Annotated in this window: 12 protein-coding genes and 1 tRNA gene; 4 read left to right on the forward strand and 9 right to left on the reverse strand. The window is 64.7% G+C overall.

Annotated features, from left to right (window positions below; all coding sequences use genetic code 11):
* Positions 1 to 675 precede the first annotated feature (675 nt).
* Positions 676 to 951, reverse strand: a complete 276-nt coding sequence (locus tag OXG79_13350; protein ID MCY3784751.1) for an antitoxin — start codon at positions 949 to 951, stop codon at positions 676 to 678.
* Complete coding sequence (locus tag OXG79_13355) at positions 948 to 1,235, reverse strand: BrnT family toxin (protein MCY3784752.1); 288 nt, start codon at positions 1,233 to 1,235, stop codon at positions 948 to 950. The genes OXG79_13350 and OXG79_13355 overlap by 4 nt, the downstream gene beginning before the upstream one ends.
* Positions 1,236 to 1,406: 171 nt before the next feature.
* On the opposite strand from OXG79_13355, the gene OXG79_13360 reads away from it, so the two are divergent.
* Positions 1,407 to 3,020: an MDR family MFS transporter gene (locus tag OXG79_13360; protein MCY3784753.1), complete on the forward strand. Its 1,614-nt coding sequence runs from the start codon at positions 1,407 to 1,409 to the stop codon at positions 3,018 to 3,020.
* Between the two features lie 122 nt (positions 3,021 to 3,142).
* Here the strand turns inward: OXG79_13360 and OXG79_13365 are convergent, their stop codons facing one another.
* The 3 genes from OXG79_13365 to OXG79_13375 form a co-directional block, all read right to left on the reverse strand.
* Positions 3,143 to 3,544, reverse strand: coding sequence for a type II toxin-antitoxin system VapC family toxin (locus OXG79_13365; GenBank protein MCY3784754.1), 402 nt, complete (start codon positions 3,542 to 3,544; stop codon positions 3,143 to 3,145).
* Complete coding sequence (locus tag OXG79_13370; GenBank protein MCY3784755.1) at positions 3,541 to 3,816, reverse strand: antitoxin; 276 nt, start codon at positions 3,814 to 3,816, stop codon at positions 3,541 to 3,543. The genes OXG79_13365 and OXG79_13370 overlap by 4 nt, the downstream gene beginning before the upstream one ends.
* A 143-nt stretch (positions 3,817 to 3,959) precedes the next feature.
* Positions 3,960 to 4,241: a hypothetical protein gene (locus tag OXG79_13375; GenBank protein ID MCY3784756.1), complete on the reverse strand. Its 282-nt coding sequence runs from the start codon at positions 4,239 to 4,241 to the stop codon at positions 3,960 to 3,962.
* Between the two features lie 88 nt (positions 4,242 to 4,329).
* On the opposite strand from OXG79_13375, the gene OXG79_13380 reads away from it, so the two are divergent.
* Positions 4,330 to 5,985: a thiamine pyrophosphate-binding protein gene (locus OXG79_13380; GenBank protein ID MCY3784757.1), complete on the forward strand. Its 1,656-nt coding sequence runs from the start codon at positions 4,330 to 4,332 to the stop codon at positions 5,983 to 5,985.
* A gap of 75 nt (positions 5,986 to 6,060) precedes the next feature.
* On the opposite strand, the gene OXG79_13385 is transcribed toward OXG79_13380, so the two are convergent.
* From OXG79_13385 to OXG79_13395, 3 genes are all read right to left on the reverse strand, one after another.
* A complete protein-coding gene (locus OXG79_13385; GenBank protein ID MCY3784758.1) occupies positions 6,061 to 8,286 on the reverse strand; it encodes a hypothetical protein in 2,226 nt (741 codons plus the stop codon).
* Between the two features lie 161 nt (positions 8,287 to 8,447).
* Positions 8,448 to 10,589 (reverse strand): hypothetical protein, encoded by a 2,142-nt coding sequence (locus tag OXG79_13390; GenBank protein ID MCY3784759.1) that lies wholly within the window; start codon positions 10,587 to 10,589, stop codon positions 8,448 to 8,450.
* A gap of 158 nt (positions 10,590 to 10,747) precedes the next feature.
* Entirely contained in the window at positions 10,748 to 11,830 is a 1,083-nt protein-coding gene (locus OXG79_13395; protein MCY3784760.1) for a transporter substrate-binding domain-containing protein, read from the reverse strand.
* 139 nt (positions 11,831 to 11,969) lie between these two features.
* On the opposite strand from OXG79_13395, the gene OXG79_13400 reads away from it, so the two are divergent.
* Positions 11,970 to 12,326 (forward strand): cupin domain-containing protein, encoded by a 357-nt coding sequence (locus OXG79_13400; protein MCY3784761.1) that lies wholly within the window; start codon positions 11,970 to 11,972, stop codon positions 12,324 to 12,326.
* A 16-nt stretch (positions 12,327 to 12,342) separates the two neighbouring features.
* Here the strand turns inward: OXG79_13400 and OXG79_13405 are convergent.
* Positions 12,343 to 12,415 (reverse strand) — tRNA-Glu (locus tag OXG79_13405).
* A gap of 210 nt (positions 12,416 to 12,625) precedes the next feature.
* Here OXG79_13405 and OXG79_13410 point away from each other — a divergent pair.
* On the forward strand, positions 12,626 to 13,432 hold the full coding sequence (locus OXG79_13410) for a DNA alkylation repair protein (protein MCY3784762.1): 807 nt from the start codon (positions 12,626 to 12,628) through the stop codon (positions 13,430 to 13,432).
* Positions 13,433 to 13,440 lie beyond the last annotated feature (8 nt).

Below are 13,440 nucleotides of genomic sequence, written 5' to 3' on the forward strand. Positions count from 1 at the left end.
ATGCGCTCATCGGCAGGGTGGGGATAGTCTTCTGGTTGCATGCCCGCAACCGCCCACGGCCTGCCCAAGCGGAAGAAGGGATTGATCGAATCCTTGTAGGGCCACATTTGCAGCCCCGCCATGAGGGCCGCGCAAATGAACGCCCCGTTGGACGTATAGCGGTTAGTCGGCGGCATCCCTTCATCTCCCTCACGACGCCTCCCACGCGCCCGAAAATACGACTCGACTTGGTGCTTGAGCCCGTAGCTCGAACGTTTCTGCGGGGCCGGTCCATCGAAATGACGCGCCCAGCCGCACCCCCGCAGTCGATAGCTCAGCGACACCCGCGCCTCGGCAAAGTACTCGAGCGTGTGGCGAATTCCCCCCTCGCAATCCCCGCCTGTCCGCAACTCATCCCGCGCGGCGTCCAATTCAATGGGGGTGTACTTCGAGAGTCCCAAGCCGTTCGCGTTGAGCAAGGGGTGCTCGTCGAGCACGCGCTCGCGTTCCGAATCGAAGAACCTTGGGTCCGAAAGCAGCCTGGCCGCCCGCAACCAGAGTCGCTGGCTCTTGGTCATGACAACCCCTAGGTGTTTGCGGAAATCCCGTGGGATTATACTTGACAGCTAGCCTTTAACGCGATCTCCCAGCGGTTTATCGGGCAAGGCCGGTGTCGCCGGCCGCGAGAACGTCGGCCTACCGCTTCTCGGTCAGCCGTCCGGACAGGTACTTGTGGATCACGCTGGACAGCAGCGTCTGGTAGGGAATCCCTTCTTCCCTGGCCCGCGCGTGCGCGAGGTTGAAGTCGCGCTCGGTGACTCGCAGGTTCACGCGCTTGGTCTTGTTGAACGTTTGGCGCGCCGCCTGACGCGCCGCGTGGATTTCGTCCTGAAGGTGAGGAACGGAGCGCAACTCGCCCCGCTCGAACTGATCGAGGATGTCCCGCTCTTCGGGGCTCAGCGCGTCGGTCACGATGGCCGCCTCCTCCGATAGTCTCGCGTAGCCTTTCGGCTGGGAATGATCGTCTTCAGAAAGCGAGTGCCGTCGTCCTGCAGCACATGCGGCACGAGGTAGACGTAGGCGTCGATGTCCACGACGTAGATCATCTGCCCCGGGTAGCGATCCTGGTTCGGGTGCTCCAGCACGTCCATCAAGTCCCCTTGCTCAATGGCGGCGACGACACTCTCGAATGAGACTCCCCGCTGCTCAATGAGCTGTCGATTCTTCTCCGTGCTCCAGTCGAAGCCGGCGCTCATGCTCCAATCATTGCACGATGTGTGCACTTTGGCAACACCAGGGCTGGCTCAGCCATTGACTCCCCCGCTGCGAAACCAGAGCGCCGCAGGTCGCGCTGACGGATATTTTCATTCTATTAGAAAAAATATTAGGTTACTCAATACTGCCCGTTCCCCTATGCTGAATAGCCCGTGAGCGACCCGCAACCAGCCCCTCCCAAGGCCCCGTCGGAACGTCGCCAGCGCGTGCTGGTGCTGGTGGCGGTCGTGGTCGGCACGATGTTCTCCGCGCTCGATCAGCTCATCGTCATCACGGCCATCCCGCGCGTGGTGGCCGACCTGGGCGGCCTGGCGGATTTTGCCTGGGTCTTCACGGCCTACACCCTGGTCTCGACGGTCAGCCTCCCGGTGTGGGGCAAGCTGTCGGACACCCACGGTCGGCGGCGGCTCTGGCTGACTGGCCTGGGGCTGTTCATGGCCGGCTCGGCCATCGCCGGCGCGAGCCAGGAAATGATCCAACTGATCGTTTCGCGCGGCCTGCAAGGCCTCGGGGCCGGCGCCCTGATGGCGCTGGGTCCGGCGCTGATCGGGGATCTCTTTCCGCCCTCCGAGCGGCCCAAGTGGCAGGGCGCCCTGATGGCGCTGTTCGGGGTGGTGGTGATCGCCGGACCCACGATCGGCGGCTGGATCACCGACACGCTGACCTGGCGCTGGGTCTTCTATGTGAACCTGCCGTTCGGCGGCCTCGCGGTGCTGGCCGCGTGGTTCGGGCTGCCGTCCGTGCGGCGAAGCGGGCGACGGTCGATCGACGTCGCCGGCGCGCTGGCGCTCGTCGGGGCCGTGGTTCCGCTGCTGCTCGCGTTTTCCTGGGCCGGTGGTCGCTACCCGTGGCTGTCGACGCCCATCGTCGGCTTGCTGCTGGGCGCCGCCGCCATGCTGGGCCTGCTGGTGGTCCTGGAGCGCCGGGCCCGCGACCCCATGATCAACCTGGGGTTTCTGACCAATCGCGTCTACGTGGTCGCCATCCTCACCACCTTCTTGGGCAGCGCCGGGATGATCGGCGCGGTGCTCTACATCCCGCTCTTCGCCCAGGCCGTTATCGGGACCAGCGCGACCGGCTCCGGGGCGGTGCTGGTGCCCATGCTGCTCGGCTTCATCGTCAGCGCGATCGCGTCGGGGCAGATCGTGTCTCGCACGGGTCGCTACAAGGCGCTGATCCTGGTGCTCTTCGCCGTCGGCATCGTGGGCGGGGTGCTGCTCGCGCGCATGGAGGCGTCCACCACCGAGCTCGAGCTCGTGCGCAACATGGTGGTCATGGGTCTGGGCATCGGCGGTCCATTCTCCGTGCTGGTCGTGGTGGCGCAGAACGCCTTTCCCGACCGCAACCTGGGCGAGGTGACGGCCGGATCGCGCTTTTTCCGGTCGATGGGTTCCACGATCGGCGCGCAGCTCATGGGGTCGCTGCTGAGCCTGTGGTTCGCCGCCAACCTGCGAGAGCGGCTGCCGGACCAGGTGCGCGAGGCGCTGGGCCCGGAGCGCCTGGCCGAGGTCAGCAATCCGGAGGCGCTGTTCGTGCCCGAAGCCACGGCATCGCTGCGGGAGTCGCTCGGAGCGGCGGCGCCCGCCGTGACCGACCTGCTGATGGAGGCTCTGCGCCTGGGTCTGGCCGATGCATTGCGCGGACTGTTCGTGGTCACGGCCAGCCTCATGCTCGTCGGCTTTGCCATCGCGATCTTCTTGCCGGAGATCCCGTTGCGCACGACGCGCGACGCCGATCTCCCCGCGGACACCGCCGACGCCGCTTGAGCGGCTCGCGACCGATAGCCGCCAAGATCGGACCGCCGGTTCTCTCGCGCGAGTCTCCCGCCGTTGTAGGGGCGACCCTCGTGGTCGCCCGTTCTACTAACGCTGCGATTCCCACGGCCGGCTCAGACGGTCTTCCCGGCAAGCTTCGCCCCGGCGGCGGCGAGGGCCTGGTCGAAGGTCATGATCTCTCGCACGCCACGCCGCCTGCAGCTCGCAAGATGGCAAAGGTCTCTGGCGCTCAGGGCGGGCAGCCGGTCATGGAGCTGGCGGGCGAGGATGATGTCCGCCTCTTCCAAGGGCCACACCTCAATGCCGGCCTTTTCCATGAGTTCCAACGCTGAGTCCAAGGTGTGCGGTCGTTTCATCCGCAGATAGACATGCATCAGCTCTTGGACGACCTCGGCCGAAGTAGATAGCCGCTTGCGGTTGCGCAGCGACTCGTCAAAGAACTGCTGGGCGGGAGATTGCAGCGGATGCGGCTTCCCGACCGCATATATGAAGACGCTGGTGTCGACGAAGATCACACGCTGGGCAAGCCGTCGGTCTTCGATTCGTGGAGTGTCTGGAGGTGCTCGTGCCAATCCGGTTCCACGCCGGGCCCTTCACGCGCCGCGCAGGTGTCGAAGAACCGCCGCAGGTCCTCCGACGACGCGAACCGGTCCGTGCGTTGCCGCGCCTCGAGCCGCTCACGCGCGGCGGCCCTGAGCCACGCGCTGAAGGTCAAGCCCTCCCGGCGGGCCTGGCGGACGAAGCGTTCGCGGTCCTCGTCCGGAATGATGAGCTGAACCCTCGCCACGGCGACAGCCCTTGTCTCCGCGCAACATGTGTATTGACCCTACACATCGAGGCGAACGGCGTCAACGTCCGTCGTGAACTCGTCGGGCGCCCACACCCGGGCTTGCTCGGACGCGACGTAGCCCTCGCAGGCCCGGGTCAGTCCTAGCCCCGCCCTGTCACCGCCACCAGCAGGATCGCCAGGGCGAAGGCCGCGAGCCCGATCGCCGTGGCCGCCGCCGTGCCGACGATGAGGGGCCGCAGCGAGCCGCGAGACTCCGACCCGACGCGCAGCCCCAGGTATCCGGCCAGCGCTACCACGACCGCAATCGTGGCCGCGCCGGCGGCGCGCTGGTTGTCGATGAGGAAGTAGACCGCCGCCACCACGGCCGCGAATGCCGCCGCGCAGACCACCGCAACGCGCACCCGGCGCGCTTGGAACCGCATCGGCGCAGCATAAGCGACCGCCGGCCGGTTGCCGGATGGCCGCGTACGTGCCAACGTTCCACCAGTTGACCTGCCGGGGGACGCTGCCGTGACCGGAGCTGACGCGCTCGTCGCCATCCTCAAAGCCGAAGGTATCCAGCAGGCGTTCTGCTACCCCACGACGCCCATTCTCGAAGCGCTGGCCCGCGGAGGCGTCCGCACGCTGCTGGCACGCCAGGAGCGCGTCGCCGGCAACATGGCCGACGGCGTGGCGCGCTCCACCAACGGACGCCAGCTGGGCGTCTTCACCGTGCAGCAATCCGCCGGCTCCGAAAACGCCTTCGCGCCGATTGCCCAATCGTTTACCGACGCATCGCCGTTGCTGTTCATTCCGGGCCATCCGGGCTTGCAAAAGGCCGGCATCCCGCCGGCGTTCGACGGCCTGCCGCATTACAGCGCGGTCACCAAGCTGGCGCTGCAGCCGACGTCGGCCGAGCAGATCCCGCAGCGCGCCCGTATGGCCATCGCGGCGTTGCGCTCGGGCCGGCCGGGCCCGGTGATGTTCGAGATGCCCACCGACGTCGCCGCGCAGGAATTCAGCGGCCCCATCACGCACACGCCGGTGCAACCGGTCCGAAGCGCCGCCGATCCGGGCGCCGTCGACGAGGCCGCGGAGCGCCTGCTGCGATCCGAGTCGCCGCTGATCTGGGCCGGTCAGGGCGTGCTCTACGCCGAGGCTTCCGCCGAGCTGCAAGCCGTCGCCGAACTCCTCGGGGCACCGGTCATGACCACCTTGCAGGGCAAGAGCGCCTTCAACGAGCGCCACGAGCTCTCGGCCGGCGTGGGCGCCTACGTCGAGACCGGCATGGTCACCCACTACCTGGAGCACAGCGACACCCTGCTGGGCGTGGGCACGAGCCTGAGCCTCAGCCCGTTCACGCCCAAGATTCCCGAGGGCAAGACGATCATTCACGCCACCAACGACCCCGCGGACCTGCACAAGGTCTACCCGGCGGACGTGGCCGTTTGTGCCGATGCCAGGCTGTTTCTGGCGCAACTGGCCGAGGCCTTGCGGTCCCGCGTCGGCGCCCCGCAGCAGGAGTTGCGGCGGAGCACGGCCGCCAATCTCGCCGAGCTACGCAGCGCCTGGCGGGCGGACTTCGCCGCCGAGTTCGGCGACGACAGCGACCCTGTCAACGGCTACCGCCTATTCGGCGAGCTATGGAGCTTGCTGGACCCCGACGCGTCGATGGTCACGCACGAGTCCGGCGCCACTCGCGACATCCAATGCGTGTTCTACGAGTCGACCGTGCCGCGCAGCTATCTCGGCTGGGGGCAATCCTCGCAGCTCGGCTTTTCGCTGGGTCTGGCCATGGGCGCCAAGCTGGCCAATCCCGACAAGCTCGTCGTGAACGTGATGGGCGACGGCGGCGCCGGCATGACCGGCATGGACTGGGAAACCGCCTCGCGCGAGAACATCCCTATCCTCAGCGTCATCAAGAACGACGCCATATTCAGCGGCTACGACCGCAACATCCCCACCGCCATCGAGAAGTTCGGCGTGTCCTCGCTCTTCGGCGACTACGCGGGCGTGGCGACGGCGCTGGGATGCCACGGCGAGAAGGTGAATACGGTGGCCGAGCTGCGGCCGGCGCTCCAGCGCGCCATCCGCGCCACGCAGGAGGGCCAGCCCGCGGTGGTGGACGTATCCACTGCCGAAACCCGGCGGCTCTCAATCCCGCCGCCCGAGCGCAAGACGACTTAGCGCGCCGGCGTTGGAAGCCGGGACCGACTAAGCCCGGGGACCGTGGTCAGATCGACGCCGGGGGCGCCGCGGTGCTCAGGTACCGTGCTGCCAGCGCTCGATGATGGCCTTGGCGGTGGCCGCCGATTCTGGCGTCGCGCCGGTCGTGAACGCCTCCGTAATTGCCTCCAGATACGGTGTCCGCTGCACGGGAGGGCACGGGGCATCGATGGTTTCCCGTTCCGGAAAACAGCTGCCGTGCAGGTTGCCGTATCTCATGTTGGCCAGTTGGGCGAAGCCTTTATGAAACGACTCCGAATCTAACTCCTGATATAACTCGACAAATAAACGCGGACCGAAATAGTAGTCGCAGCTCCCAATCACGTCACCTATGGCGTCACTAATACTATCGAATGCGCACGGCGGGATCTCTCCAGTCTGTAGATGTGGTGAACCCGACTCGGGTAGTGTATACAAGTCGCGATAACCAAGCCCGAATTCAACAACCGTGGCCGCTCCTTCATCCACCAAGCGATCGCCGGTCTGCCAGTAATAGTGCGCGATGATATGGGACAGTATTCTTCGTGTGTCAGTTGTTATACTCCAATTCCTAATGTACTGCAAGTCAATCTCGATAATATGTCCTAGGTTATCGCCTCTTCCCGATGCGGCGTCAGTCTTCAAAACCACATAGCCATGTGGAAAGGGGACGTCGACGAACTCGGCTACTTCTTGCAAGACGCTTTCCAGGATGTCCATGGCGCTAGGGTCTACGGTTTCGCTGAGATGATGGATGAAGAACAACTTAACAAAGCCGGAGGATGGAATATAGACAGTGCGCTTCTTGACGGCGAAGTCCTGCCTCCAGCCGTTGAGCAAGTGAGGGACGTCCCAGGGGGTGGCGCGGAAGTCGCGCAGGGTGGTACCGAGATATCCGTAGGCGAGCGCTTGTGCGTCGGTAATCCCGCCAGTCGAGAGAAACTCTTGGAGGGCCCTCTGCGTGTGCGAAAGTCCTCCGTAGGTGCCGGCAGGTCTGCCGGGACGTGCGGCAAATGCAATTTCTTTGGGCAGATCTTGAATGATATGGGTTTCGTAGCCCTCGAAGGTATCCAGGAATGGCATGTCGAGCATGAGGCTGAGGAGCTGGTTGACCTCCTCCGTCTCGCCGAAGTAGGTGGTGCCGGGATAGCGCGGATAGTTGAGCGTGAAATAGAGGAAATGGTCGACCAGCTGCAGCTCATCCCAGGTGACTCCGTCCCGCATCCAAGACTTTTGGAGGAGCTTCTGGAAGGCGTGTGGCCAATCGGCTTGGGGTGTATGGAGTAACACTCGCATGATCAGAGGTTCGGTTGCGCTGACGTGCTTGCGTGTCCAGGGGATGTCGGCGATGGCGAGGAGAATGCCCAGGGCGGCTTCGGTCTGAGGATTGGGTGGCTGGTGCACCCAGGCCGTCTGCCGTTCGAACACGAGACGCGAGAAAAGCTCGGGGGAGGTCGCATAGAGCCTGCGAAGCAGCGCAACGGATTCCCGATCGCCGGCGGCAATGCCGTCCGCGATCCAGGAGATGGACTGGATGGCAGGGTCTAGCGCGGGGTCTGGGGGATAGGCCGGGATCTTGGCGGCGTCCGGAATGACGACGTTGCTGAGCTGCTTCAGCTTGTCCGGCACGTTTTGGAGGTTCACCCGGCCCACCGTGATGCCGGCCGCCGGCACGTTCCAGACCACGAAGACCGTCCGCTGGGCCCGGAGCATTTGCACGCCTTGCGGGTTTCCTGAGACCTCCAACTCCGCATAGCGGATCGGCAGCCCGTAAAGGTTCAGCCAATCGGGCTCGCTGAGGAACCGTCGCTTGATTGCCGGATTCTGATCCAGGATGGCGAGATGGTTGCGCGTGATGGTGCCGAAATCGGCGCCGCGGTCCGCCTCCAGCACCTGGTGTGGCGGCACGAATGGAAGCTCCACCTCCGGGTAGCGGTTCGCCAGCGCGTCGAGGGTGTTGAAGTAGTTCATGCGTTGCTTGCTGGAGTCCCACTGCAGGATGACCTTCTGAAAGGCCTGGAGGGTGAATGGGCCATCCGTCCAGCGCTGGCTGATGGGAAAGCCGATGGCTTGGAGATCCCGGTCGCGGACGAAGTCCCACATCGGCACACCGTTGACGTTGGTAACGGCGAAACCGTCGTCCGGATCGGGCGTGTCGCCGCCGGTGATGGTGAAGAGACAGCCGTCGTCGAGCGCATCGCCCGCGCAATCGAGCGCGTGGACCGGCGCCGCCGCGGCGAGCACCACGGCGAGGACGATGAGGCCAACCGCCAGCTTTCGCACGCTTATCCCCAGGCGAGCCGCGCCCCGGCGAGATTTCGGTTGTTCTATATCGAAGCGTTGCGGCGTGTCAATCGGCGACCGGCGGAAGCCGACGGGCGCATGGCAATCTCGCCGGCGTACCGTGGTGCCACGCCCACCACGCCTCGGGACGCTCCAAGCCCCTAGCGGCCGTAGTACCACCGTTGAATCACGGCCCTGGCGTTGGCTGCGGCTTCGGGCGACACGCCGGTCGTAAACGCGTCGGTGAGCGCTGTTTCAAAGGGCGGTCGCTCCGGATACACGCAAGGAATGTCAAGAATTCTATCCTGCGCCCAGCAATAGCTATAGAGAGGAATCCAGCCATTCGTGTTGGCAATCATCCTGGCAAAGCCATTGCGAAACGACGCGGTATCCAATGATCGATATAGGTCGAGAAAGAAGCTTACGCCAAGATACTCATGACAGCTGGCATCGCCAAGGACGAATTGATTATTGACGGTATTGACCGGGCACTGGACGTTTTCTCCAGGGTCTTGAAATTCATTGAGGCCAGGATTCCAATGTGCGGGGCGGTAACCCATTCCCAACTCAACGACCGCAGCAATTCCCTCAGTCGCCCAATATGGCACTTCGTACCCATTGTGATAGGCGATAAAACGCCGGACCAGTTGTCGTCGTGCCTCTCGGATTTCAGAAGGGGATCCAGGGACAATATAGTCGCTGAAGCTCACATAGTGCCCGGGAAATGGCATCTGCGTGAACGCAACCAATTCATTCAAGACGCTCTCAATGGTACCCAGCGTATGGGAGATGGCCGTCGGACTGGCGACAATGTCCTGGCGATTGATGAGAACGATGCGTACGCGGCCGGATAGCGGCAGAAAGATGTCCTTTTCGATAACTGAAGACTCGCTCGCCCTGTGACTAACGGCTGCGGCGAATTCCTCGGGCTCCCCGTGGAAATCTCGAGGTCTAGGGAACAGCGCCTGACGATCCGTGATGCCGCCAGTGGCGGCGAAGCCGCGCAGCATCCGCATGACGAGATCCGGTCCATGAAGCCATTCGCTGGCTCCGGTGCGTGGATTTGTGCGGGTATAGCCGAAAAAGAGATTTTCGGTAATGGTAGTTTCATAGCCTTCGAAGCTGTCCAGATAAGGCATATCGAGCATGATGCTTAGAATGTTATCGAGTTCAGCGAGTTTGCCGTTGTATTGGGGGTTGTTTGCCTCGGCAAGCACGAGGGTTTGCCTGAGCGCGATTTCGGCAAATCTCAACTCACCCCAGGTGACGCCGTCGCGAATCCAGGGCTTATGCATTAGCTTGCGGAACGATGACGGCCATTGGTCTTCGGTAGCGTTGAGCAAGACACTGAGGAGGATTGGCTGGGCGGGGCCGATATGCTTCCGAGTCCAGGGGATTTCAGCGAATGCGCTGATCATGCGGAGGGCGCCTTGCCCTTGGGCGCCGGGTAGGCGCTGAAGCCAGTCGGGCTGCCGCGTGACCAGGAGCCTGGAGAGGAGCTCGTCGGAGGATGAGGCGAGCTTGCGGAGCAGCAGCAGGGTTTCCTGTTCGTGCGGGAAGACGCCGTCGGCAACCCATGGAAGGGCTCGGATGGCCGGATGCAGGCTGGGATCCGGGACGCGGGCGAGGGTCTTCGCGGTGTCTGGGATGACCACGTTGCTCAGCTGCTTCAACTTGTCGGGCACGTTTTGGAGATTCACGCGGCCGACGGTGATGCCGGCGGCGGGCACGTTCCAGACCACGAACACTGTCCGCTGGCTCCGCAGCAGTTGCACGCCCGCGGGGTCACCGTCGACCTCACGTTCCTCGTAGCGGATCGGCAGCCCGTAGAGGTTGAGCCAGTCGGGCTCGCTGAGGAACCGTTCCTTGATGGCCTCGTTCTCGTCGAGCAGCGCCAGGTGGTTGCGGATGATGGTGCCGAAGGTCGCCCCCTGGTCCTCCTCGAGCACTTGGTGCGGGGGCACAAACGGCAGCTCGACCGACGGATAGCGGTTCGCCAGCGCGTCGAGGGTGTTGTAGTAGTTCATGCGCTGCTTGATGGGGTCCCACTGGAGAATGACTTTTTGGAAGGCCTGCAGCGTGAACGGCCCCTCGGTCCAGCGCTGGCTAATCGGATAGCCGATGGCCTGGGCCTCGCGGTCGCGGACGAAGTCCCACATGGGCACGCTGTGGGCATTGGTGACGGCGTAGCCGTCGTCCGGATCGGTCGTGTCTCCCCCGGTGATCGTGAAGAAGCAACCGTCGTCGAGGTCGAATCCCTCGCAATCGAGGGCATAGGCCGGGGCGGCTACGGCGAAGACCACCGCAGCGACGACCAGGCCGACCGCTAGCTTCCGCACTCTGCCCCCCGACCACACGCCCGCCTTGGGGGCGAACCGGTTGTTCTATACCGGTATGCTGTGACGTGTCAAGCGGCGGGCGCAGGAACCGCGGGAGGCGGGGGCGCCGGGGCTGCCTTTAGCTAGAAGCCGTCCACCTCATCGCCGAACCACTTCGCGATCAGCACGTTCAGCGAGCCGTCGCCTTTCATGTCGGTGATGGCTTGGTCCAGCTTGTCCTTCAACTCGCCGTCGTCTTCTCGGACACCAATGCCGATACCGAGATCGAGCTTCACTTCCGGGCCGACGATGGCCAACATTCCCTCGTGCTCGGCCAGGCTCTTGTGGGCAACCTTCAGGTCCACCAGCGCCGCATCCGCCTCGCCGCTCAGCACGGCCGCAATGGCTTTGGGTACAAGCTCGTACTCGAGAAGGGTTGCGCCCGATTGCGACGCTAGGTAGTCGGCCTGGACCGTGGCCCCTTGTGCGGCCACCTTGCCATTGATCGCTTCGTCGCCGGCGCCGGCCGCGGCCAGATAGACCGATGCGCCGGGTGGGAGGTACGGCTGCGTGAAGTCAATAATCTCGTCTCGTTTCTGCGTGATGCTCATCCCGGCCACGATCGTGTCGTATTGGCCGGCCACGAGATTGGGAATGATGGTGTCCCACTCGTTGATGACCCAGGTGCACTCGAGATTGGCCCGCCGGCAAATCTCGTCACCCAGTTCCCGATCAAACCCGTCGATCTCACCAGCATCGTTGATGAAGTTGTACGGCGGATAGGCGCCCTCGATTCCCATCCGGATGGCCTCGGGCGCTTCAGAGCATGCTGAGGACACCGCGAGGAGGACCGCCGCTATGGCGCCCACGAATATGCCTCTAGCCATGTCTATCGTCCCAACGTGTTTGCATAGGCCCTCGGAGCTTGCCACAAGCCTTCCGCTCCGCCCGCCACCGGACATGGCCGGGAGGATCGTCAGCGTGTCCCCGCTCGCCAAGGTCGACGCCAGCCCGTCGAGCGTGGCGACGTCCCGCTCGTTGAGGAACAGATTCGTAGCTTCGAGCACGTTGCCGCTGGGCGGCGTCAACGATTCTCGCAGCGACGGATACACCGCGAAGAGCGCTTCAAGGGCCTCGTGCACCGCGCCCGCCTCGACGTCGACGCTGCGCGCCCCGGCGGTGTGGTGCCGCAGCACTTGCGGAATGCGGATAGTGACGGTGGGCATGAGGCGGCGGCGCGGCCTGGGGCTGCGGCGGGCCATTTTCCGCGATGGGGCTCGCCAATGGCAATGCCGCTCCCCGACTTTCGGCGGTCCAGGCTGGGGACCTACGATGGGGTAGCGGATTTGCCCAGAGAGAAACCCCATGCAACCCAAGGTCATCGATCCCGGCGATGTCGTCGCGGAGCACGTCTATCCCGACGCCCCGAGCAAGGTCATCAAGCGCAACCTGGTGACCCACCGGGACGACGCGCCGAACTTCGGCATGCGGCTCTTCGAGGTCGAGGCCGGCGGCGCGACCGATCATCACCAGCACCCCTGGGAGCACGAAGTATTCATCGTCAGCGGCAGCGGCCACCTGCTGACCGACGACGGGCTTAAGCCCTTCGCGCAAGGCCAGGCCGTCTTCGTGCCGCCCATGGCCATGCACCAGTTTCAGAACACCGGCGCCGCGCCGCTGCAGTTCATCTGCATGATCCCCAACAGCGGGGACTGTCAATAGACGGGACGGGCGGAGGCGCCCCCGAGGGAATTCGAATCCCTGTCGCCACCTTGAAAGGGTGGTGTCCTAGGCCTCTAGACGACGGGGGCCGTGGCGCAGGCGGATCACTCTAGCACCGAGGTCCGCTCCGCCAGCCGTAGATCAGTACGGGGCGACGCATTCGCCGGTTCTTGCAGGGGCGAGCCTTGTGCCCGCCCGAGACCGGCACAGCCTGAAGTGACCTGTCATTCTGGCGGCACGTCGCTGCCTTGAGCATCGCAAATGACCCCGCGACTCCCCAATGCTCCGTGCGGCGCACCATGACCGATTCGCTTCCAGACAGCCCGCAAGACCCGGCGCTTGAGCTGCGCTCGCGGCTCGAAGCCGTCGCCGACCCGGTGCGCGCGGCGGGCGAGGCCAGGTACCTGAAGCTGGAGCGGCGGCGGGTGATCGGCACGTCGATGCCCGGCGCCGAGCGCGTGATCACCGGCTTTGTCCAAGACTTCGGTCTTCCGTCGGACCTGCGCCTGCTCGAACGGCTCTTCGACGGATCGCTGGAAGAAGCCTGGTGCGCAATCTGGATGCTGGCGGCGCAGCCGGCATTCAGTGCCGACACCTGGCGACTCACCGAGGCCTGGAGCGGCGCCCCGGACACCTGGGCGCTGGCCGACCCCATCTCGCTGCTGCTGGTCGCGGGCCATCTCGACGCCGGCATCATCGACGAGGACCTATTGCGTGCCTGGGCCGCGCGCGAGTCGCCCTTCTGGTACCGGCGCGTCGCGTTGGTGTCCACGGTGTCGCTCAACGATGGCCTCGGCGGTCCCACGCAGCGGCGCCTCCGGCGGATCGGACGCGTGCCGCCCATCGGCGAGTCGCCGCGGCCGCGGCTGACGCTTGACCTGCTGGAAGCCAGCATCCACGACCGCCGACACTTCATCCGTCTGGGCATCGGCTGGGCGCTGCGACCGTTGTCCGCGGTGGACCCCGACGGCGCCGCGGCGTTCGTCCAGCGTCACCGCGACCGAATCACCAAAGCCATGCTGCGCAAGGCGCGCCTGGACGACGACGGGCGAGCAGTCCGGGCGGACCGACCCCATAAACTGCCGCGAGGAATTCCGAGAAGGTGAGTGAGGAG

This window comes from Chloroflexota bacterium, assembly GCA_026706485.1.
GTDB lineage: Bacteria > Chloroflexota > UBA11872 > UBA11872 > UBA11872 > JAJECS01.

What these genes read in the sequence shown, in the direction of transcription:
- OXG79_13355 (MCY3784752.1), bottom strand. Translation starts at nt 1,235, where the DNA reads ATGAGCGCCGGCTTCGACTGGAGCACGGAGAAGAATCGACAGCTCATT.
- OXG79_13375 (MCY3784756.1), bottom strand. Translation starts at nt 4,241, where the DNA reads ATGCGGTTCCAAGCGCGCCGGGTGCGCGTTGCGGTGGTCTGCGCGGCG.
- OXG79_13395 (MCY3784760.1), bottom strand. Translation starts at nt 11,830, where the DNA reads ATGCCCACCGTCACTATCCGCATTCCGCAAGTGCTGCGGCACCACACC.
- OXG79_13400 (MCY3784761.1), top strand. Translation starts at nt 11,970, where the DNA reads ATGCAACCCAAGGTCATCGATCCCGGCGATGTCGTCGCGGAGCACGTC.
- OXG79_13410 (MCY3784762.1), top strand. Translation starts at nt 12,626, where the DNA reads ATGACCGATTCGCTTCCAGACAGCCCGCAAGACCCGGCGCTTGAGCTG.